We start from the raw sequence: 20647 nt of genomic DNA on the forward strand, positions 1-20647 counted from the left end.
ACTTTCACGATGGTTATCTCACTCGTCTCATAGAGACCATAAGCAGGCTGTTATTCACCAACGCGCTCGACGATGGCCAGTTCCTCGCTGGTGAGCAGTCTCTCGATGTCCACCAGTACCAGCATGCGTTCCTCCAGATTGCCGAGCCCATGGATGTAGTCCAAAGGCAGGCTGATACCGAACTCCGGCGGCGGTTTGATCTGCTCCGCGGTCAGGGTCATCACGTCCGACACCTGATCCACCACGATACCCACCACACGGGTACCGATATTGATGACGATCACCACCGTCTGCTGGGTATAGTCGGCACTGGCCAGGCGGAATTTCAGACGCAGATCGACAATCGGCACGATCACGCCACGCAGGTTGGCCACCCCCTTGATGAAATCCGGCGCATTGGCGATGCGGGTGACGTTCTCGTAACCCCGTATCTCCTGGACCTTGAGAATGTCGATGGCGTATTCCTCGTCACCCAGGGAGAACACCAGGAATTCACGGCTGCTGATCTCGGCGGCTTTCTTGACGGGATTGACGGAAACCAGGTTGCTCATGATGCGGAAACCTCCTTGGAGGAAAGGACAGTGGAGTTTCGAGCGACCGCGTCACTCGCTTTCTTGCTTTGGCTGAGACGGTGCAGATCGGGGATATCCAGAATCAGCGCGACGCTGCCATCACCGAGAATGGTGGCGGCGGACACTCCGGGAACCTTGCGGTAATTGGTTTCCAGATTCTTGACCACTACTTGCTGCTGGCCCACCAGTTCGTCCACCAGCAAGGCATAGCGGCGCCCTTCGCCTTGTACGATGACAACAATGGCCGAGGTCGGGTCGGTCACCGCGCCGGACACTTCCATGGCGTGGTGCAAGGCCACCAACGGCAGATAATCCTCACGCACTTTCAGCAGCACATCACCGCCGGCCATGGTGTAGAGGTCATCGGCACGCGGCTGCAGCGATTCGATCACCGCGCTGACCGGGAGAATGAAGGTCTCCTCACCGACCCGCACCGACATGCCGTCAAGAATGGCCAGGGTCAATGGCAATACGATGCGGGTGCGGGTGCCCTGGCCGGCTTCGGAGAGTACGTCCACATGGCCGCCCATGGCCTGGATGTTGCGCTTGACCACATCCATGCCGACCCCGCGGCCGGAAACGTCACTGACGGCCTCGGCGGTGGAGAAACCCGGCGCGAAGATCAGCTGCCAGACTTCCTCGTCACTCATGTTGTCGGACACCGGCAGCCCATTACTGCGCGCCTTGGCAAGAATCCGTTCGCGATCCAGGCCGGCGCCGTCATCGCTCACTTCGATCAGAATATTGCCGCCCTGGTGCTGCGCGGAGAGCGTAAGGCGGCCGGTGCCCGGCTTGCCGGCGGCGGCACGAAGCTCCGGCGTTTCCAGGCCATGATCCAGGCTGTTGCGCACCAGATGCGTGAGAGGGTCGATGATGCGTTCGGTGAGACTCTTGTCCAGCTCGGTGGATTTGCCCTCGGTAATCAGCTCCACATCCTTGCCCAGCTTGCCGGCCAGATCGCGTACCAGACGCGGAAAACGACTGAACACATAGTCCATAGGCACCATCCGCACGGACATCACCGCTTCCTGAAGATCCCGGGCGGTACGCTGCAACAGACTGAGGCCGGAGGCGAAGCCGCCATCGCCGGTGAATTCGGAATCCTCCACCACCTGATTGAGCATCGACTGGGTAATGATCAGTTCACCCACCAGGTTGATGATGTGATCGACCTTGGCCACCGGAACCCGGATCGAGGAATTGGCGCCGCTGTCCCGGCTGTCGACGGCCGGCCGCGCGGCGCGTTTGGTTTCGGCTTTGGGAGGCGGCTCCGGCGCTTTCACCGGCACCGGCAGCTGTTCCGGAGGGATACTGCGGATGTCCAATTGCTCAGGCTCGACGATGAAACACATCACCGCCTCGATGTCATCGGCGCTGGCGGTGGACTGCATCAACACCTCGTAGCGGTCGTCTTCACCTCGCGTTTCCAGCACATCGCCAAGCTGACCCAACTCCTCGATGAGCAGTTTCCGATCGCTTTCCGACACGCCCAGCAGAGCCACGCTAAGGGGTTGTCCAGCCCCGCCACTGGCCGGCGGCGGCGTGGACGGAGCCACCGTGGTAGCGGGAGCCACATCGCCCGCCGGCTCACCAATTTCCTCCAGCGCCAGCTTCTGCAGCACCTCACAGATACGGGCCATCGCCTCCGCGTCCGGCTCCACGCCTTGACGATAGGCGTCCAGTTGGTCGTGTAGCATGTCTTTCGCTTCCAGAAAGGTATCGACGATGTCACGACGCAGCGTGAGTTCACCGCGACGGGTGTAATCGAGCAGGTTCTCCAGTAAATGGGTGGTCCTCTGCAGCGCCTCGAATCCGAAAGTACCAGCCCCCCCCTTGATGGAGTGGGCCGCCCGGAAGATGGCGTTGAGTTGCTCCATATCCGGATTGTCGACGTCCAGCGCCAGCAAATGGGCTTCCATGTCCCCCAACAATTCCTCCGCTTCCTCAAAGAAGGTGCTGTAAAAATCGCTGATATCCATGGTTACTCCTGTAGCGGGGCGCGGCTGGCGGGCTCGCTTTCGGCACGGATACGGCGTGCCGCCTGCTCATTCAGCACCAGCAGCGTAATACGGCGGTTCACCGGATCACCGGGGTGGCTGCCGGCCATCGGCACGCGATCGCCGAGACCGGCCACACGCAACAGTTTGTCCGGCGCCAGACCACCGCTAATCAGTTCACGGCGACTGGCATTGGCACGGTCGGCGGACAACTCCCAGTTGCTGTAGCCGCGTTCACCGTTGGCGTAAGGCACGCTGTCGGTGTGGCCGGTAATGCTGAGTGGATTGGGCAGGTCATTGAGCAGCGGCGCCAGCGTGCGTAACAGCTCACGCATATAAGGCGCCACCTGGTCACTGCCAAGATGGAACATGGGGCGGGGATCGGTATCCAGAAGTTGAATGCGCAGCCCTTCCGGGGTGACGTCGAAACGCATCTGCTGACGCAGCTCGCGCAGACTGTCGTCGGCATTGATAGTGCTCTCGATACGGCGCTGCAATTCCAGGAACTGACGCTGCATTTCCGCCGGCCGGGTCTGGTCACGCAGATCAATGCGCGCCTGTTCTCCCTTGGCGTGAGCGGGATCATCGCCGCCACCGGGGATGGCACTGGTACTGGCGGTGCTGCGATCGCCACCGGTCATCGCCACATTCAGCGGCGTGCGAAAATATTCGGCCAGACCCTGCAATTGCTGCGGCGTGGCGGTGGAGATCATCCACAACACAAGAAACAGCGCCATCAAAGCCGTCATGAAGTCGGCCAGCGCGATCTTCCAGCTGCCACCGTGGTGCGCCTCGGTACGACGCGAGCGGCGGCGAACGACGATGCGACGAACGGCTTCGCTCATGCTTCACCCACACCCACGCCCTTGTCATCACGCGGGGCGCCGCGCACATGATCCTCCAGCTCACTGAAGCTGGGCCGCTCGCTGGTGTGCAGAGCTTTGCGACCGAATTCCACCGCCAGTTGCGGGGCGTAACCATTCAGGTTGGCGAGCAGAGTGACGCGAATGCATTGCAGCATCTTCACGCCCTCGCGAACCTGCCGGTCGATACGGCTGGCCAGCGGATTGACGAAACCATAGGCCAGCAGAATACCCAGAAACGTACCCACCAGAGCCTGGGCGATCATATAACCCATGGCGTCCACGCCGGCGTCGGCGGCCCCCAGCGCCTTCACCACCCCGAGCACGGCGGCGACGATACCGAAAGCCGGCAAGGCGTCCCCGACCTTGGACAGTGCATCGGCGGGAATATGCGCTTCGTCCTCGAAGGCCTCGATTTCATGCGCCATCAGCTCATCGAGCTCGTGCGGGTCCATGCTGCCGCTGATCATCAGCCGCAGGTAATCGGTGATGAACCCCATTATCATCGGATCTTCCCGCAGCTCCGGATAGTCGGCGAACAGATCGCTGTCCTGCGGGTTTTCGATGTCCCGCTCAATGCCCAACACCCCTTCACGGCGCATCTTCGACAGCAGCTTGTACAGCAGCGACATCAACGACATATAGGTTTCCTTGCCGTAACGGGTGGTGCGCTTGAGCTGAGACGAGGAACGCAGCGTGGCCTTGATCGCCTTGCCATTGTTGGCGGCGATGAAGGACCCCACGGCGGCACCGCAGATCATCATGATTTCACTGGGTTGATAGAGCGGACCGAGATGACCGCCGGCCAGGAAAAAGCCGCCGAACACGGAGAACGCCACGATGATGAAACCAATGGGGATCAGCACAACCGGATTCCTTACGCCGCTGGATCAGTTCACCGCTTCCCGGGGGCGCGGTTTACGAACACTCTCATTTCTGTATCGGCAGGAATGGGTAAGGCTTTAGGGGGAATGTGCGTGGGTGTGGTGGTTCTCGTTGAACCTGCCGTAACCAGCCGGCCGCTTCCCATGGATGGGACGGCGAAGTCACTGTGGGAAGCTTGCTTGCAAGCGAATGAAACAACACCGGAGGCCACATTCGCGTTGCAGGAGATCAGAGAATCCCCTGCAACGGGCAACCTCCTAGGCGTAGGAGGCCGATATGGCATCATCGTCCAGCAGCGGCCCTGTCCGTCGGGACCGCTTGCGGGTCTTGCCCGCCCGTGATGGCGGCTGACAAATACCGCAGACGAAATTCTGTGTCGGGGTATGAGCATGAGTGACGAAGTGCCCCCCGCAACAGGTACAGGCGGACAACTCGAACATCTCGCTTTCGAAGAACCGCACCAGGGTCCAGGCCCGGGTCAGCCCCAGTACCGGCTCGGCGCCATCCAATGCCATTTGCTCCAGGTACAGCCGGTAGGCCTTGACGAACCCCTCCATGCGCCCGCATCGCTGATGCACGGTGAGGTGGCGAAAAAAGCCATAGAACAACGACGAGTGAATGTTCGGCAGCCAGGTAATGAACCAGTCCGTGGAAAACGGCAACATACCCTTCGGCGGTGACATGCCCCGCACTTCCTTGTACAGACGGATCAGTCGGCCTCGGCTGAGCTCGGTCTCGGATTCCAGCACCTGCAGCCGGGCGCCCAGTTCAATCAGTTCGATGGCGAGCTGCACCTGCTGCATCTCGCCAACCAGACTCTTTTCACTCATGTCTCACCCTTGCCGCGCGGCCACGGCATCGCCGGTGGCGGTCATCAACAGGGCGGCATGGGTCTGCTCCAGTCCCTGCTCTCGCTTGTGATTGGTCAGCGCTTGCAACTGGCCGGCATCGTCCAACCCGAGACGAAACAGAAACTGGTTGGTACGTGCCAGGCGGCTGAGTTGACGCGCGGAGAGAGACAACAACACCTCCGCCATGGGCTCGTCGATTTTCAAACGAAACACAGCGGTGGCGTAATCTTCTTGCAGCAGGCGTTGCGCCAGCAGCAGATAGGTCAGATTCAGATCCTGAATTTCATTCAGTACGTTATCGACGTTCATTGTTGCGCTTGCTCCTTCGGTACCCATACCGAGAGAGTCCCTGACCCGCTTTGGCCGAGGACTCCCGATCCCCCGATCCATCAGTCTTACCCGCCGGCATCGTTTCGATGGCGGCGGGAGCCTGCTCGTCAGCACCGGTGATAGCGTTGTCCCGGCGGGGCTTCTGGGTCGTGACGTTCGGTCACGACTAAGCTTTTAGCGTGACGAGCATCACACTAAAGTACCAAAATAGTGATGCATTTCACATACCACTTTTGAATTATTTCAAACTTTCGACTTCTTGCGGGATAGAGAAGGGAGAATGCGGGAAACGGCGGCGAACCGGCTGGTTTTATGTCTGCCCCCCTGGCGGGTCCTGCTCCAGTTGATGCACCCAGACCAGCAACTCCGCCACCACCTGATACAGGGCCTCGGGAATCCGCTGGTCCAGATTGACGGTCATCAGCAAGGCCACCAGTTCCGGCGCGGCATGGACGAAGACACCATGGCGGCGGGCTTCTTCCACCAGCCGCTCGGCCACGTCACCGTAGCCCTTGGCCATTACCCTCGGAGCACCCTCGCCTTCCCGATAGGCCAGAGCCACCGCCCGGCGGCGCGAAGTATCGCCCTTCTCACTCATTGGCGTTTTGCTCCAGATCACGATTCACCACCTTGATCGTTGCCTGCAACCCCAGGGCCTCGAGGCGATCCCGCAGCACCGGCTGCCCTTCACGCAGACGCGTCAGGGTTTCCTCCCGGGGCGCCGCCAGCTCGAGATTCAAATGGCCGCCGTGCAACCGCAGCTGTACCCGAATTTCACCCAGCGCTTCGGTGCGCACTTCCAATTGCGACAGCCAGGCCCCCTCCTCCTCACCGGAACGGCCCGGGTTTTCAGGGTCGCCGTCGGGCCGGGATTCTCGTGGCGGGGCCTGGATCAGCAGCGCGGCGAACAGTCCCGACCAGAGGTCGCCTTCCCAGCGCAACACCGGCGTCGCCAACAACTCCAACTGATGGCGCACCACGGGCTGCACACTCTCCTCCACGCCGGCGGGGCCACGGTGTCCGCCCGCCGCGGCCGCTCGCGGCTCCCCTTCCATCTCCCGGCCTCCGGCATTCACCATGCCCTCTTGCCCCTTGACCGATGGAGGAGCTGGCGCCGCGGCGGACTTGGAGGTGACAGAGGCGGCCATGGTGGCAAGGCGCATCTGTGGCTCCGGCCGTAACGCCGCCAGTGGACGCTCACCGCGAAACCATTCGCCGAGGTGGGATTCGTAGAACAGGCCACTGTGCTCCACGCTGCCTCGTAACGCCGCCGCCAACGGAGCGGTGGACAGCGGCGGCCCGGGCAACAACGGCTCTGCCGGCCGCACGGCGGAAGGCGGCGCCGGATAACGGATCAACAGATCGGCGATGGCGCGCGCAGCGCCGCTGAAATGGGTTCTGGCGGATACCGGCGCGGTGTCCGATGCCGACGCGGGCAACGGTGCCCGCTCCCCGGCTTTGGCCGCATCCCGGGCGCCAGTCTCCGCCACCCCCGGTGACTTCGGCGTTGCTGATCTCGGTGTTAACGGCGGACGCTCGTCGCGTCCCAGCGCCTCCACCGCCTGCCCCGGCACCAGGGGAGTGACCGGCTGATTGAGCGGCGTTGGCGCTGGCCCATCCATCCGTCGCCCGAGCACCTGGTGCAGCAAGGTATCGAGCAACGGCGTGATGGTGCTCACGGTGTCCCTTTAAGCAACGGGTCGCGATGAAAGCGCGCGCGGCCGTCCACTACCTGGGCGGAATGGGACTGATAGGTGCGATGCAGGTCCTGGCGGCGCCGGCTGGTGCCGAGCAGCTGATCAAGCTCGTCGCGACGCGCCATCAGGCAACGGCGCACCTCCAGATCCTGTTCGAGAATCCGCTCCAGCAACGCCGCCTTGCGCTCCTGCTCCTCCACATTGAAGGACAAATCCCGTTCGATACGGGACAGGCGGTCCACCTCCAGCACATAGCGGGATTGCTCATCCACCAGTGCATCCCAGTCCTTCTGCCGCACACAGGCCAGCATCCGGGTGGACCGGGCAAGCAGGGTCTCATAGCTCACCAACACCCCTTCGGGGGTCGGCACAGTGTCCGTATTCTGGTTACTCATACCCCCTCCGCGGAGCGTCGTGGATCAATTTCACGCCAGGCGGATCCGATATTCTCCAGCAGTTCCGCCGCCTGCCGCAGACGCTCATCGTCATTATGCAGGTTGGCTGCCAGCAGCAGCCGCGCCACATAGTCATACAACGCCGCCAGACGCTCGGCCAACTCGCCACCACGCTCCTGGTCAAGCGCGGCCTTCAGACCATTGTTGACGATGTCCAGCGCCTTGGAGATCGCCGCGCCTTTTTCCGCGGCGCGGCCATCCTGCAAATGCAGGCGGGCGGTGCGGATGGCGCTTTGCGCCCCATCGAAAAGCAAGGTAATCAATTGATGTGGACTGGCGGACATCACACCGCTCTCCACTCCCACTCTGGCGTAGGCGCCGGCTCCGCGGGCAAAGGCGGAATGACCACCGGTATTGTTCATGATCTGCGCTCCCAACCTGGCATGGAAAGCCCAACCGGCACGGACAAACCCTCATGGTTTCGCCCCATGCCTCCGCTTCGTCAGCCTTTCAGGTCTTGTTTACTGCTTCAATTTTTACTGCTTCAACTGTGCATTGAGCATGTCGAACTGCTGGGTCAAATAGCTGCTGGTGGCATTCATTTGCGCCACCATACTGTCCAGTTTCTGGAACTGCGTACGATAACGCTCGACAGTGGCGGCAATGCTCTGCTCCATGCGGTCGTAGCGTTTCGACAGACTGTCGATGCTGGTTTCAAAGCCCTCAGTGACGCGGTCAATCATGCCGTCATCTTCCAGCATGTCCTCCAGCGCGGAGTCCAGCTTGCCGATGATGCCGTCGTTCTCATCACGGCCAACGAAGAAACGGGACACCCCTTCCAGATTGTTGCTGATGGCTTCGTCGAGATCCTCGTCATTGACCTTCAGGGTTCCATCCCGTTGCAAGGAAACCCCCAGGTCCGCCAGCACCCGGTATTCGCCCTCGTCCACGCCGGCGCTCAACACTCCGCGCAATTCGGACTCAATACGGCGCACCGTGGAATTCCCTATCAGCTCGCCACTTTCTCCGGTTTCACTGTTGAAACTGGTCAGGCTTCCGATACTCTCCTTGAGGTTATTGAAAGCGGAGACGAAATCGTTGACCGCCTTTTTGATCGCATCCGTGTCCCGGGTGATATCCAGGCTGGATTCGCCTTCTTCCACCAGATTCAAGGTGACGCCCTGGATGGCGTCTTCCACCTTGTTGCTCTGGCTCTGCATGGCGATGCCGTTGATGGTGAATTCGGCATTGCGGGCGGTCACCTCGGAGGCGCCATCCAGAGACAGCGCGGAACCCAGCCCGCCGGAGAAGCTGACGCCGCTGATCGCCTCTTCCGTTCCGGTCTTCGCCGACGTCATCACCAGTCGATAGGGCGTGCCGCTGCCGTCATTGACGATGGAGGCCTGCACGCCCTTGTTCTGGTCGTTAATGGCATCGCGCAGATCCTTGAGAGAACTCTTGTCCTCACTCAAGGTGACCTCGAGGGATTCACCGTTGGCCAGATCAATGGAGACCGATCCCGCCCCCAGGTCCGCGTCCTTATCGGCCACCCCCTGGGTGGCGATGCTGTAAGCGCGGGCACGCTGGGTCACATTGATATCGAAGCTGCCCAACGCCACATCCGTACCGGTGGTGAAGGTAACCGATTCACCGGTCTGGTTGGTGGCCACGCTGCGGAAGCTGTCTTCTTCGCCGAGCGCTTCCGCGGCGTCACGGAATTTGTCCAGGGCGCTCTCCAGGGTACCAAAGGCGGAAATCTTCGCCTGGTAGCTGGCCGCCTGGTTGGTGATCGGGGTCAGCTTTTGCCGCTCGGCGGACTCCAGCTGTTCCAACAACCCGTTCAGATCCAGGCCGGACCCGACGCCTAAAGATGCGATGCTGGCCATAGTGCTTCCTTCTCCTGGCAGGAAAGTGAAACGGAAGGTGCGAAAGGGGACAGGCTTTTCCCCGGCGTGAGGCCTTCCGGATCCTCACCGCTTACCTCAGCTATCGGCCCCACCACGGCGGACTTTAGCGTCTTTGGCAAAAAGTGAAGCACCGATTAGAAGGGTGGATGGGCGGCTTCTTCGGGTTCTGAGGTGCTTTTTTTCGTCTGCTCCCTAAAGCTCCCCGGTGAACCGCCGAAAGACTGAGTAACGGCCCGCGCCGTTGCGGCGCTCCCGCCGGGAGCCGCCGGTGTAGCTAAACCGATTTGGTCACCAGCAAAAGGACACTGATATGTCAGTCATCAACACCAACATTACCGCCATGATCGGCCAGCAGAACCTGGGCCGTTCCCAGAGCGCTCTGCAAACCTCCATGGAGCGGCTGTCTTCCGGCCTGCGTATCAACAGCGCCAAGGACGATGCCGCCGGCCAGGCCATCGCCAACCGCATGAGCTCCCAGATCACCGGCCTTTCCCAGGCTCAACGTAACGCCAACGACGGTATCTCCGTGGCACAAACCGCGGAAGGCGCTCTGAACCAGATCAACGACAATCTGCAGCGCGTCCGTGAATTGACTGTTCAGGCACAGAACGGCACCAATAGCGGCTCCGACCTGACTTCAATCCAGGACGAAATCAATCAGCGCCTGTCTGAAATCGACCGCATTTCCAAAGAAACCGACTTCAACGGCGTTAAAGTGCTGGCCAGCAACCAGGATCTGTCCATTCAGGTTGGCGCCAACGATGGAGAGAAGATCACCCTGAACCTGAAAGAGATCAACTCCACCACCCTGAAGCTCGGCGGCTTTAATGTAGGCTCTCTGTCCGGTTCCCTGACCGAAATCACTACCGATGACGGCGCAGGCAACACCACCACCACTCAGATCGACTTAAGCGGCATCGCCAACGGTCCGGCCGGTGACGTCACCCTGCACGGCTACGGCGCTTACGACTCCACCACCGGCAAATACGCTGAATATGCGATCAAAGACGAAGACGGCAACATGTACAAAATTGCCGCCGGCGATGTTGACGGCACTACTGGTGTGGTAACCCACGACTTCACCGATGCCGCAGGTCTGCAAGCCGCCAAGGATGCATACGACGCCGACGCGGAAGCGGGTCTGACCGCAACCGCCAATCCGCTGGATACCCTGGACACCGCTCTGAGCACCGTGGATTCCCTGCGTTCCGAGCTGGGTGCCATGCAGAACCGTTTCGAGTCCGCCATCACTAACCTGGGCACCACCGAAACCAACCTGTCCGCTGCCCGTTCCCGTATCGAGGACGCCGACTACGCGGTGGAAGTGTCCAACATGACCCGTGCGCAGATTCTGCAGCAAGCCGGTACTTCCGTGCTGGCGCAGGCCAACCAGGTACCGCAGTCCGTGCTGTCCCTGCTGGGTTAATGCTTATCGGCGCCCGGCGCTTCGCCGGGTGCCGCCTTTGCGCTCACCTTCGCATCAGCCCCCGTTTTTCGGGGGCTTTTTTTGTGGCCGCCGCCCTACCCGGTTCGCTTGCAGGCAAGCTCCCACAGCGGCTTCGAGCGGCCTCTTCTACCCCCCGCTCACCATCTCCGCCACCTCGGCGATGATCCGGTCCCGCGCCTCGGCTTCCGCCTTCGGCATCTCGCAATACACCGTCACCAATACCGCTCCCCGCGCCGGCGACCAGGCCACACCAATATCATTGCTGTAGCCCAGTTCATCGCCGCTGGTACCGGTCTTGTCGGCCACCAGCCAGTTAGCCGGAAAGCCGGCACGCAGCCGCCGGTCACCGGTTTTGTTGACGATCATCCATGCCGCCAGTTGCGCTCGGCCATGGGCGGAAAGCACCTCGCCGAACAGCAGCCGGTACAGTGTATCCAACATCGCCCCCGGAGAAGTGGTGTCGCTTTCCTTATCGGCGCCGCCGTAGCCGTTCAGCTCCGGCTCCAGCCGGTCCAGCCGCGTTACCGGATCGCCGCTTTCACGCAGAAATTCCGTCAGCGCCCCGGGACCGCCAAAGCCCTTGACCAGCAGATTGGCGGCGCCGTTATCGCTCCAGGCCACCGCCGCTTCACACAGCTCCGCCACGGTCATGCCCCCTTCTCCGGTTCGCTTCTCGGTCACCGGCGACCAGCCCACCAGATCCTTCCGGGACACCAGCAACCGCCGATCCAGGCTCTCCTGGCCCTGGTCCACCCGCGCCAGCACCAGCGCCGCCGCCAGCGCCTTGAAGGTACTGCACATCAGAAAGCGTTCATCCACGCGGTGGCCGGCACGATAGCCAGTAGCAAGATTCCATACCGCCACCCCGATACGGCCACCATGCCGCCGCTCCCACTCCTGGCAGCGATGGCCCAGCGCGTCGCTCACCTTACCGTGATCGGAGGCCTTCGCCGCCAACCCCACGGCCGGTAGCGCCAGCATGGAGCCCACCAAGAAGCCTCTGCGTGACAGTTCCGCACTCATGTCCCGTTCTCCTTGTCGTTAGCGCGCCTTCGGCCCTTTCCTTCCGGTCGCGACGGCTACTATGGGAAGCCGCCGGCGCGTTGACAAACGATCAATTCTCCACTCAGATATGAGAAAACCTTGGCCTTGTCACTCCCATGGATGTCCCGCAACTGCCCCTGAACGCCCTGCGCGCCTTCGAAGCCTCCGCCAGGCTGTGTAACTTCACTCGCGCCGGACAGGAGCTGAACGTCACCCAAACCGCCATCAGCCATCAGGTCAAGGCATTGGAAGACCAACTTGGCGTTACCCTCTTTACCCGTCTCCCCCGGGGGCTGGCACTCACCGACGAAGGTCACGCCCTGCTGCCGGTGCTGACCGACGCCTTTGATCGCATCAGCGGCGCCGTCACCCGTTTGCAGGAAGGGCGCTTTCAGGAAGTGGTCACCCTCGGCGTGGTGGGCACCTTTGCCATCGGCTGGCTGCTGCCGCGCCTGTCCAATTTCCGCGATCGCCACCCGTCCATAGATTTGCGTTTGAAGACCAATAACAACGTGGCGGATATCGTTGCCGAGGGGCTGGATTATTTCATTCGTTTCGGCGATGGCGCCTGGCATGGCACCGATGCTTTGCCACTACTGGAGGCACCGCTGTCACCGGTTTGCGCCCCGGCCCTGGCGGACCGATTGAAGCAACCAGCGGACTTGCATGGCGTGCCACTGCTGCGCTCCTTTCGCCGCGATGAGTGGGAGCGCTGGTTCCGCGCCGCCGGCGTGGCGCCACCGGCACCCCGGGGCGGTATGTTTGATTCCTCCACCCTGCTGCTGGAAGCCGCCGCCGGCGGCGAAGGCGTGGCCCTGTTACCGGTGGCGATGTTCCAGGAGGCACTCGGGCAAGGCAGGGTGAAACAACCCTTCGAATTGGCCGTGGATACCGGCCGCTATTGGCTGACCAAACTGAAATCACGGGAGGAAACGCCGGCCATGGGACAGCTTCGCGCCTGGCTGGAACAGTCTTTGCGCGGGTACGGCCCCGCGGCGTTGGCGAGATGATCCCGCGCGCCATTCGCCAGCAGGCTGGCTCCCAAAGATCATGCCACGAAGCCCCTGTGGGAGCTGCGGCGGGCCGCTGCAAGCGAATCTTGGGGCCTGAAACCCATTCGCTGCCAAGGCAGCTTCCCACAGCGGCTTCGTAGTCTGATTTGCGGGAAACAGACATGCCAGCGGCGCCCCTTTCCCTCTAAAGTTTTTTCATAGCACGCCGATAATTTCGTCAAACGCTACTCGTGAAAACCAAGAAGGATCATCGCCATGAGCGCTCCGGTGGACCCGTTGGCTTCGTCTTTGCCATCGCAGTTTTCTTTTCAATCCGCCCGGCAAAGGGTGGAGCGAGTGCTGGCCCAGTTACCCCTGACCGACTCGCAAACCCGCCAGCCCGAACCGGACCACGACAGCCTGGTGGAACCGGTGCAACGGATCAACGAAGTACTGCGCCCCTACGGCGTGCAGTTCGATCTCAGCGATGATTCCGGGCGGACCATCATTCTGGTGGTGGACCGGGAAAGCGGTCAGGTGATCCGGCAGATCCCCCCGGAGGAAGCGCTCAATGCCTATCAACGCATGGAAGAAATGAAAGGACGGCTGTTGCGGCTGGAGGTGTAGCGTGGGAGCGGGCTTGCCAACGGACGGCTTTGGCCTCGATGCACTTCCTCACACCTGCATGTTCATGATTTCTTTATAGGCGGACACCAGCCGGTTACGCATCTGCACACCCATTTCAAACGCCACGCTGGCCTTTTGCGAATCCACCATCACCTGTGGCAACGACACGTTCGGATCTCCGGCCTGGAAGGCTCTCGCCTGTTCACCGGCGGCCTGTTGCAGACCATTGATCCGCTCCAGCGATGCGCGCAACTCTCCAGCAAAACCGCCACGTCCGTCGGTGAATCCGGAACGGGACACACCGCCGGCGTCGGCGGCCAGCTGCCGCATCTGGCTCAGTACGGATTGAATCTCCGGCGTACTCATTGTCACTTTCTCCGGTTTTCCTGATGGCACCCAGACTAGCAAGAGGCGACGGATGGCCATGCCGGTAATTGACGACAAAAAGACAGGCTTTTCTCGCCTTTGCGTGGCGGCGCTCTACGCATAATGGCAAAGCCCACGGCTCCATGAGCCCGTTCCGGCAAGAGACCATACGTTAGGCAAGGGTGATCATGTATCGCGTTTTTCTGCATCGACAGCGTCCCCGGCGCGGCCCCGCGCACCGCTTTGCAGCGGGAACCCTGCCGTCATGAGCGGGGCGTCCACCGGTAATGCCAACGCGGCGGCCAGCCAGGCCAGTCCACTGGCGCCCTGGCTGGCCAGACTGCGCGCCAATCCCTTGATTCCATTGCTGGTGGCGGGAGCGGCTGTGGTGGCGATCGTCGCCGCGCTGTTGATGTGGGCGAGCGCGCCGACTTATCGAGTGCTGTTCAGCAACCTCACCGAAGCGGACGGTGGCCGGATCATCGCCGCCCTTGAGCAGCAGGGCGTGCAATATCGTTTCAGTGAAGGCGGCCAGGCCCTGCTGGTGCCGGGCGACCAGGTGCACAAGTTGCGTTTGCAACTGGCGGAACAAGGGCTGCCGGAAGGCGGCAACGTGGGCCTGGACATCATGGAAAAGCAGGCGTTCGGTGTCAGCCAGTTCGCCGAACAGGTGAACTTCCAACGTGGCCTGGAAGGCGAACTGGCCCGATCCATCGAAGCACTGGGCCCGGTGGAACGGGCCCGGGTTCATCTGGCGCTGGCCAAGCCTTCCGTATTCATTCGCGACCGCCAGCCCGCCAAGGGCTCGGTGGTACTGACATTGCAACCCGGCCGCGCGCTCGGCGACGCCCAGGTCAATGCCATGGTCCATCTCGTGGCCAGCAGCGTACCCGAACTGGCGCCGGAAGACGTCACCGTGGTGGACCAAAGCGGCCGCCTGCTGTCCCGCGAAACCGGTCCCGGCCATGACCTCGACGGCACCCGCCTGCGCTATACCGAGGAAGTGGAGCGCGCCTATCAACAGCGCATCGAAAAAATCCTGGAGCCGATTCTCGGCCGTGGCAATGTGCGGGCCCAGGTCACCGCGCAGATCGATTTCAGCCGCCGCGAGGAAACCGAGGAACGCTACGGCCCGAACCAGAACGGCAATCCGGCGGCGATTCGCAGCAAGCGTATCAACGCCGTTTATGAAGATCCGGACGGCGGCGCCAGTGGCATCCCCGGGGCGCTCAGCAACACGCCGCCGGGGGAAGCCGCCTCGCCGATCAACAACGATGCCGACGGCAACGACGATGAAGAAGACGCCCCGCCCCAGCGTGTCCGCCAGGACGATCTGATCAATTACGAGCTGGATCGCAACGTCACCCACACCCAGCATCATCAGGGCAGCATTCAGCGCCTTTCCGTGGCCGTGGTACTCAACTACCGGGAAAAGACCGGCGAGGACGGCACCGTTCAACTGGCACCGCTGAGTGACGAGGAACTCAACCGCATCACCGACCTGGCCCGGCACGCCATGGGGTTCTCGGCGGAACGTGGCGACGGCCTGGAAGTGGTCAACAGCCCGTTCGCCGACTTGTCCGAGCCATTCGAGGAAAGGCCCTGGTGGCAATCACCGCAGTGGGTGGATCTGGCGTTGGGTCTGGGCCGCTATCTTCTGGTGGCACTGGCCGCCCTGCTGCTCTACCGGTTGATCCTGCGTCCGTTGATACAGCGCTACACCGCCACCCCGGCCGCTCCCCCACAGCCGGCGGCGGGGGGCAATGTCTCCGCCGTGGTCGGCGACGACGAGGACGATGATCCGGATCCGGAAGAAGCCGTGGCCCGGCGCCGGCGCCAGCGGCGCAAGACCCTGATGTACGAAAGCAATTTGCAGGACCTGCAGGACCTGGCCCGGGACGATCCGGCCATGGTGGCCATGATTCTGCGTAGTTGGATGAACCGTAATGAGCCGACCTGACAGCAGCGCGCGTACCGCCAGCGGGGCCCGTCGCGCCGCCATCCTTTTGCTGGCCCTGGATGAAGACAGCGCCGCGGAGGTGTTCCGTCACCTGTCCGCCCGTGAGGTGCAGGACATTAGTCAGGAAATGGCCGGCCTGAAGCATATTTCCCATGAGGAAATGCACCAGGTGCTGGAGGATTTCTACGACGAGCAGGAACAGTTCGCCGCCCTCAACCTGCGTTCCACCGATCATATCCGTTCGGTGCTGGTCAAGGCGCTGGGGCAGGAACGGGCCTCCAGTCTGCTCGAGGATATTTTCGAACAGCACGCCGGCAATTCCGGTATCGACGCGCTCAATCTGATGGACGCCAACGTGGTGGCGGAGATGATTCGCGATGAACATCCGCAGATCATCGCCACCATTCTGGTTCATCTGGAGCGGCGCCAGGCCGCCGATGTGCTGGAGCAGTTCGACGAGAAATTGCGCAACGACGTGGTGCTGCGCATCGCCACTTTCAGCGGCGTGCAACCGGCGGCGTTGCAGGAGCTCACCGAGGTACTGGGCGGCATGCTCGATGGTCAGAACCTCAAGCGCAGCAAGATGGGCGGGGTGCGCACCGCCGCCGAGATTCTCAACCTGATGAATTCCAGCCAGGAAGAGGCGGTGATCAAAACCGTGCGCGCCCACAACGAGGATCTGGCCCAGCGCATCATCGACGAGATGTTCCTGTTCGAGAATCTGCTGGAACTGGACGACCGCAGCATCCAGCTGCTGCTCAAGGAAATCGATACCAAGTCGCTGATGGTGGCCCTCAAAGGCGCCGAGGAAGCGCTCACCGAGAAATTCCTGCGCAACATGTCCCAGCGTGCCGCCTCGCTGTTGCGCGAGGACATGGAAGCCAGCGGGCCGATCCGGGTATCGCAGGTGGAGAACGAACAGAAAGCCATTCTGCAGGTAGTGCGCCGCCTCGCCGACAACGGCGATATCGTGCTGTCCGGCGGGGACGACCTTTATGTCTGATTCGACCGCGCCAAAGACTTCCTGGCAACGCTGGCGAATGGGCGATCTGGAACGCCCGCGGGCCGAACGTCCGGGAGATAGAGCCGCCCAGCCGCAACGCCCGGCGGATAAAAACTTCGACGCCCGCGCCGAACTGAACGCCTTGCGCCGACAGGTTCGCGACCAGGCCTATCAGGAGGGACACCAGGCCGGTTTCGAGGCCGGCCAGGAACAGGGGTACAGCCAGGGCCTGGAGCAGGGCCGTCGCGACGGCGAGCAACAGGCACGGGAGCAAGCGGCGGCCAGTCTCGCCCCCTTGGCCGAACTCGCCGCCCAGTTTCAAAACGCGGTCCAGACCCTGGATCGGCAGATCGCCGACGACCTTGTCGATCTGGCCCTGGCGGTGGGCAGGCAACTGGCCGGCGAGGCGCTCGCGGCCAAACCGGAGCAGGTGCTGGCCCTGGTCCGCGAGTTGCTCCATCAGGAACCGCAACTGGGAGCCCATCCACGCCTGTGGCTGCACCCGGATGATCTGGCCCTGGTGGAAGAGCACCTGGCCGTGGAACTGACCGCCGCCGGCTGGCAAGCCCGGGTCGACCCGGACCTGCAACGGGGCGGCTGCCGGGTCACCGGCGATGCCGGCGAACGGGATGCCAGCCGCGCCTGCCGCTGGGACATGCTGCTGGCCAAACTGCGGCGCCAGCCGCGCGAGAACGAAACATGAACGCCGCCGCCCACCACGACCATTGGCGCGAAGCCCTGCAACGGGTCGGTCAGCGCCTGACCAGCACGCCCCCCTACCGGGAAAGCGGCCGCATCGTACGGGCCACCGGTTTGGTGCTGGAAGCGGTGGGCCTGCGTATTCCCCTCGGCAGCGGCTGCCGTATCGAGCTGGCCGGGCGTGGTTTCGCCGAGGCCCAAGTGGTGGGGTTCGCCGGCGAGCGGTTGTATCTGATGCCCCTGGCGGAACTGCACGGGCTGACACCAGGAGCCCGGGTACTGCCGCTCGCCGACGAAGGCGGCACACGCCGTTTCCCGCTCGGTGAAACCCTGTTGGGACGGGTGGTGGACGGCAACGGCGTGCCTCTGGACGGCGGCGCGACGCTCGGTGACTGTCCCCATGGCGGTCTCGACAGCGCCCCGCTCAACCCCATGGACCGCGCTCCCATCGACACGCCCATTGACGTCGGCATCCGTGCCATCAACGCCTTGCTCACCATCGGCCGGGGACAACGCATGGGCCTGTTCGCCGGTTCCGGCGTGGGCAAATCGGTACTGCTCGGAATGATGGCCCGCTACACCAGCGCCGATGTCATCGTGGTGGGGTTGATCGGCGAACGGGGCCGCGAGGTCAAGGAATTCATCGAGCATATTCTCGGCCCCGAAGGCCGCCGCCGGGCGGTGGTGGTGGCGGCGCCGGCGGATACCTCACCGTTGCAGCGCCTGCAGGGCGCCGCCTATGCCACCCGGCTGGCGGAGGGCTTTCGGGACGCCGGACATAACGTCTTGCTGATCATGGATTCGTTGACCCGCTACGCCATGGCGCAGCGCGAAATCGCCCTGGCCATCGGCGAGCCGCCCGCCACCAAGGGGTATCCGCCGTCGGTGTTCGCCAAGTTACCGGGGCTGGTGGAACGGGCCGGTAATGGCGCCCCCGGCAGCGGTTCGATCACCGCCTTTTACACCGTGCTCACCGAGGGCGACGACCAACAGGATCCGATCGCCGACGCCGCCCGTGCCATTCTCGACGGTCACGTGGTGCTGTCGCGCTCCCTGGCCGAAGCCGGCCATTACCCGGCCATCGACATTGAAGCCTCGATCAGCCGGGCCATGACGCAACTGGTGCCCGCCGCCCAGCTACGCCGGGCCCAGCGCTTCAAACAGCTTTTTTCCCTGTATCAGCGCAACCGCGATTTGATCGGCGTCGGCGCCTACAGCCCCGGCCACGATCCGCAGCTGGATCAAGCAGTGCAGCTGTATCCGCGCCTGGAAGCGCTACTGCGCCAGGACATCAACGAATGCGCCGGGCTGCAGGACGCCCACGGCGCCTTGTCCCACCTGATCGGAGATCCGCCATGACATCATCGTCGCCGCTGGACACTTTGATCGAGCAGGCCCGCCAGGCCCGTGACCAGGCCGGACACAGCCTGGCCGAAGCCCGGCGCGGCCAGCAAAACACCGCCGCGCAATTGTCCACACTGGAGAATTACCGCAATGAGTACGCCGGCCGGTTACAGGACGCTCTCGCCCGGGGTATGGATACACTGACGCTGAATACCTATCGCCGCTTCCTGGCCTCCCTGGATCAGGCCATCGAACAGGCGCGGCAGGTACTGTGCGAACAACAACGCGCCATCGATGCCGGTCAGGACCATTGGCGTCAACGGCAACAGCGGCTGTCCTCGTTTGACACTCTGGCGACACGGCGGCAACAACAGCAACAACATCGGGAGCACCGCCAGGAACGGCGGCAAACCGATGACATCGCCAGCAACCTGCACCAACGCCGGTTACCCGGCACGGCGACCTGAAAAGTCGGAGGAACCCCATGGACATTCAATCTCTGTTGACCTTGCCCGGCAGTGGCCTGAAACCCGCCACGAACGCCGTTCCCGCCGAAGGCGCGGACTTCGCCACGGCCTTGCGGTTGCTGAGCCAGAACGCCGCCCCGCCGACCCAGGCCGGTATCCAGACAAACGCTCCCACCACCACGGCGCTGGCCCCCCTGACCGACGACGCACTCAGTCAGGCACTGCGCGCGCCCCTGCTCGGTGAAGCCAAGAGTCAACAGCAACGCTTGCCGGAGCACGCCACCGACAGTGATTCCGGAGACGATCCGGAAGCGATGACGGCGCTGCTGGCGCCGGTGGTGCAAACCGCCATCCCGACGGCGCCCGCCGACAACAACACGCCGTCGGGTTCCGAATCACGTGAAGCCAGGATGCCACCGGTGATTACCTCCCCGTCTCCGGTCACGGCGGAGGGCCAGCCCATCAAGCCGGACAATCAAGGCCCCGCGCCGGCCTTGCCACAAACCATGGCCGCGACGGAATCAGCGGACCTGTCCCGGCCGGCGGTGACACTCTCCGGCGCTGAGCCCCCAATACTCAACACGCCGGGTACCGAGCGCTCCCATTCCGCCACGGCACCGGTGCCGGCCTCGCCGGTTACGACCAGCGCCACCATTTCCACCACCGTTGGCCAGCCGGGTTGGGGACAAGAGCTGGGGTTGCAATTGGCGCAATGGCAACAGCGTGGTGAACATCGGGTCGAACTGCATCTGCATCCGGCGGAGCTGGGGCCGCTGTCGGTCTCACTCAAGGTGGATGACCAGGGCGCCCAGGCCCAGTTCTTCTCCGCCCATGGCCAGGTCCGCCAGGCCCTGGAGCAGGCGCTGCCGCAATTGCGCGAAGCGTTGGCGCAACAAGGCATCAACCTGGGGGAGGCAAGCGTTAGCGATCAGCAACCGGGACAACAGCAACCGTCCCATTTCGCGCAAACGGAATCCGGTGCCACCTCCAGCGTCATGCTGGCCGATGCCGAAGACCTCGAAACCGCCGGCTCTCCGGTTCGCACCGTATCGGTCAGTCAGGGAGTGGATTTGTACGCTTGAAATACCGGACGCATCAGCACACTGACGAAGCCGCTGTGGAAACTTGCCTGCAAGCGAATATCCCGGCACCAGAAGCCCGCATTCGCCAGCAGGCTGGCTCCCACAGCGGCTTCATAGAC

Annotated in this window: 22 protein-coding genes; 9 read left to right on the forward strand and 13 right to left on the reverse strand. The window is 62.8% G+C overall.

Annotation, left to right across the window (positions count from 1 at the left end; genetic code table 11):
* Positions 1-50 precede the first annotated feature (50 nt).
* The 11 genes from CRO06_RS13085 to fliD all read right to left on the reverse strand — a co-directional run bounded on the left by CRO06_RS13085 (position 51) and on the right by fliD (position 9476).
* The gene (locus CRO06_RS13085; protein ID WP_022995636.1) at positions 51-551 is read right to left on the reverse strand and encodes a chemotaxis protein CheW; all 501 of its coding nucleotides are present in this window, start codon (positions 549-551) and stop codon (positions 51-53) included.
* Positions 548-2551: a chemotaxis protein CheA gene (gene cheA, locus CRO06_RS13090; protein WP_026948663.1), complete on the reverse strand. Its 2004-nt coding sequence runs from the start codon at positions 2549-2551 to the stop codon at positions 548-550. Before cheA ends, CRO06_RS13085 begins: the two co-directional genes overlap by 4 nt.
* A 2-nt stretch (positions 2552-2553) precedes the next feature.
* Complete coding sequence (gene motB / locus CRO06_RS13095) at positions 2554-3414, reverse strand: flagellar motor protein MotB (protein ID WP_022995638.1); 861 nt, start codon at positions 3412-3414, stop codon at positions 2554-2556.
* Complete coding sequence (motA, locus tag CRO06_RS13100; protein WP_022995639.1) at positions 3411-4298, reverse strand: flagellar motor stator protein MotA; 888 nt, start codon at positions 4296-4298, stop codon at positions 3411-3413. The genes motB and motA overlap by 4 nt, the downstream gene beginning before the upstream one ends.
* Before the next feature lie 276 nt (positions 4299-4574).
* Positions 4575-5147 (reverse strand): flagellar transcriptional regulator FlhC, encoded by a 573-nt coding sequence (flhC, locus tag CRO06_RS13105; protein ID WP_097058609.1) that lies wholly within the window; start codon positions 5145-5147, stop codon positions 4575-4577.
* 3 nt (positions 5148-5150) lie between these two features.
* Positions 5151-5477 (reverse strand): flagellar transcriptional regulator FlhD, encoded by a 327-nt coding sequence (flhD, locus tag CRO06_RS13110; protein WP_097058610.1) that lies wholly within the window; start codon positions 5475-5477, stop codon positions 5151-5153.
* A gap of 331 nt (positions 5478-5808) precedes the next feature.
* Positions 5809-6096: an EscU/YscU/HrcU family type III secretion system export apparatus switch protein gene (locus CRO06_RS13115; protein WP_097058611.1), complete on the reverse strand. Its 288-nt coding sequence runs from the start codon at positions 6094-6096 to the stop codon at positions 5809-5811.
* Complete coding sequence (gene fliK / locus CRO06_RS13120; protein WP_097058612.1) at positions 6089-7177, reverse strand: flagellar hook-length control protein FliK; 1089 nt, start codon at positions 7175-7177, stop codon at positions 6089-6091. Before fliK ends, CRO06_RS13115 begins: the two co-directional genes overlap by 8 nt.
* Positions 7174-7590, reverse strand: a complete 417-nt coding sequence (locus CRO06_RS13125; RefSeq protein WP_026948661.1) for a flagellar protein FliT — start codon at positions 7588-7590, stop codon at positions 7174-7176. Before CRO06_RS13125 ends, fliK begins: the two co-directional genes overlap by 4 nt.
* Positions 7587-8012: a flagellar export chaperone FliS gene (fliS, locus tag CRO06_RS13130; RefSeq protein WP_022995645.1), complete on the reverse strand. Its 426-nt coding sequence runs from the start codon at positions 8010-8012 to the stop codon at positions 7587-7589. The genes CRO06_RS13125 and fliS overlap by 4 nt, the downstream gene beginning before the upstream one ends.
* Positions 8013-8126: 114 nt before the next feature.
* Positions 8127-9476 (reverse strand): flagellar filament capping protein FliD, encoded by a 1350-nt coding sequence (fliD, locus tag CRO06_RS13135; protein WP_022995646.1) that lies wholly within the window; start codon positions 9474-9476, stop codon positions 8127-8129.
* A 331-nt stretch (positions 9477-9807) separates the two neighbouring features.
* Between fliD and CRO06_RS13140 the strand changes: the two genes are divergently transcribed.
* Positions 9808-10923 (forward strand): FliC/FljB family flagellin, encoded by a 1116-nt coding sequence (locus CRO06_RS13140; RefSeq protein WP_097058613.1) that lies wholly within the window; start codon positions 9808-9810, stop codon positions 10921-10923.
* 147 nt (positions 10924-11070) lie between these two features.
* Here CRO06_RS13140 and bla read toward each other — a convergent pair whose 3' ends face one another.
* Entirely contained in the window at positions 11071-11967 is an 897-nt protein-coding gene (bla, locus tag CRO06_RS13145; RefSeq protein WP_097058614.1) for a class A beta-lactamase, read from the reverse strand.
* 137 nt (positions 11968-12104) lie between these two features.
* Here bla and CRO06_RS13150 point away from each other — a divergent pair, with 137 nt between their 5' ends.
* Positions 12105-12998 carry a LysR family transcriptional regulator gene (locus tag CRO06_RS13150; protein WP_097058615.1) on the forward strand — a complete coding sequence of 298 codons (894 nt, stop codon included), beginning with the start codon at positions 12105-12107 and terminating at the stop codon, positions 12996-12998.
* A gap of 258 nt (positions 12999-13256) precedes the next feature.
* Positions 13257-13607 carry a flagellar protein FlaG gene (locus CRO06_RS13155; protein WP_022995650.1) on the forward strand — a complete coding sequence of 117 codons (351 nt, stop codon included), beginning with the start codon at positions 13257-13259 and terminating at the stop codon, positions 13605-13607.
* 48 nt (positions 13608-13655) lie between these two features.
* Here CRO06_RS13155 and fliE read toward each other — a convergent pair whose 3' ends face one another.
* Positions 13656-13973: a flagellar hook-basal body complex protein FliE gene (fliE, locus tag CRO06_RS13160; protein WP_097058616.1), complete on the reverse strand. Its 318-nt coding sequence runs from the start codon at positions 13971-13973 to the stop codon at positions 13656-13658.
* Positions 13974-14238: 265 nt separating this feature from the next.
* On the opposite strand from fliE, the gene fliF reads away from it, so the two are divergent.
* From fliF to CRO06_RS13190, 6 genes are read left to right on the forward strand one after another with little or no spacing between them, the layout of a single operon-like run.
* Positions 14239-15933: a flagellar basal-body MS-ring/collar protein FliF gene (fliF, locus tag CRO06_RS13165; protein ID WP_097058617.1), complete on the forward strand. Its 1695-nt coding sequence runs from the start codon at positions 14239-14241 to the stop codon at positions 15931-15933.
* Positions 15920-16936: a flagellar motor switch protein FliG gene (fliG, locus tag CRO06_RS13170; RefSeq protein WP_014995743.1), complete on the forward strand. Its 1017-nt coding sequence runs from the start codon at positions 15920-15922 to the stop codon at positions 16934-16936. The genes fliF and fliG overlap by 14 nt, the downstream gene beginning before the upstream one ends.
* Positions 16929-17639 (forward strand): flagellar assembly protein FliH, encoded by a 711-nt coding sequence (gene fliH / locus CRO06_RS13175; RefSeq protein WP_026948654.1) that lies wholly within the window; start codon positions 16929-16931, stop codon positions 17637-17639. Before fliG ends, fliH begins: the two co-directional genes overlap by 8 nt.
* Complete coding sequence (fliI, locus tag CRO06_RS13180; RefSeq protein WP_022995654.1) at positions 17636-18994, forward strand: flagellar protein export ATPase FliI; 1359 nt, start codon at positions 17636-17638, stop codon at positions 18992-18994. The genes fliH and fliI overlap by 4 nt, the downstream gene beginning before the upstream one ends.
* On the forward strand, positions 18991-19446 hold the full coding sequence (gene fliJ, locus CRO06_RS13185) for a flagellar export protein FliJ (RefSeq protein ID WP_022995655.1): 456 nt from the start codon (positions 18991-18993) through the stop codon (positions 19444-19446). The genes fliI and fliJ overlap by 4 nt, the downstream gene beginning before the upstream one ends.
* A 17-nt stretch (positions 19447-19463) precedes the next feature.
* Positions 19464-20528: a flagellar hook-length control protein FliK gene (locus CRO06_RS13190; protein WP_097058618.1), complete on the forward strand. Its 1065-nt coding sequence runs from the start codon at positions 19464-19466 to the stop codon at positions 20526-20528.
* The last annotated feature ends 119 nt before the right edge of the window (positions 20529-20647 follow it).

Source organism: Alloalcanivorax xenomutans, assembly GCF_900217905.1.
Classification (GTDB): domain Bacteria; phylum Pseudomonadota; class Gammaproteobacteria; order Pseudomonadales; family Alcanivoracaceae; genus Alloalcanivorax; species Alloalcanivorax xenomutans.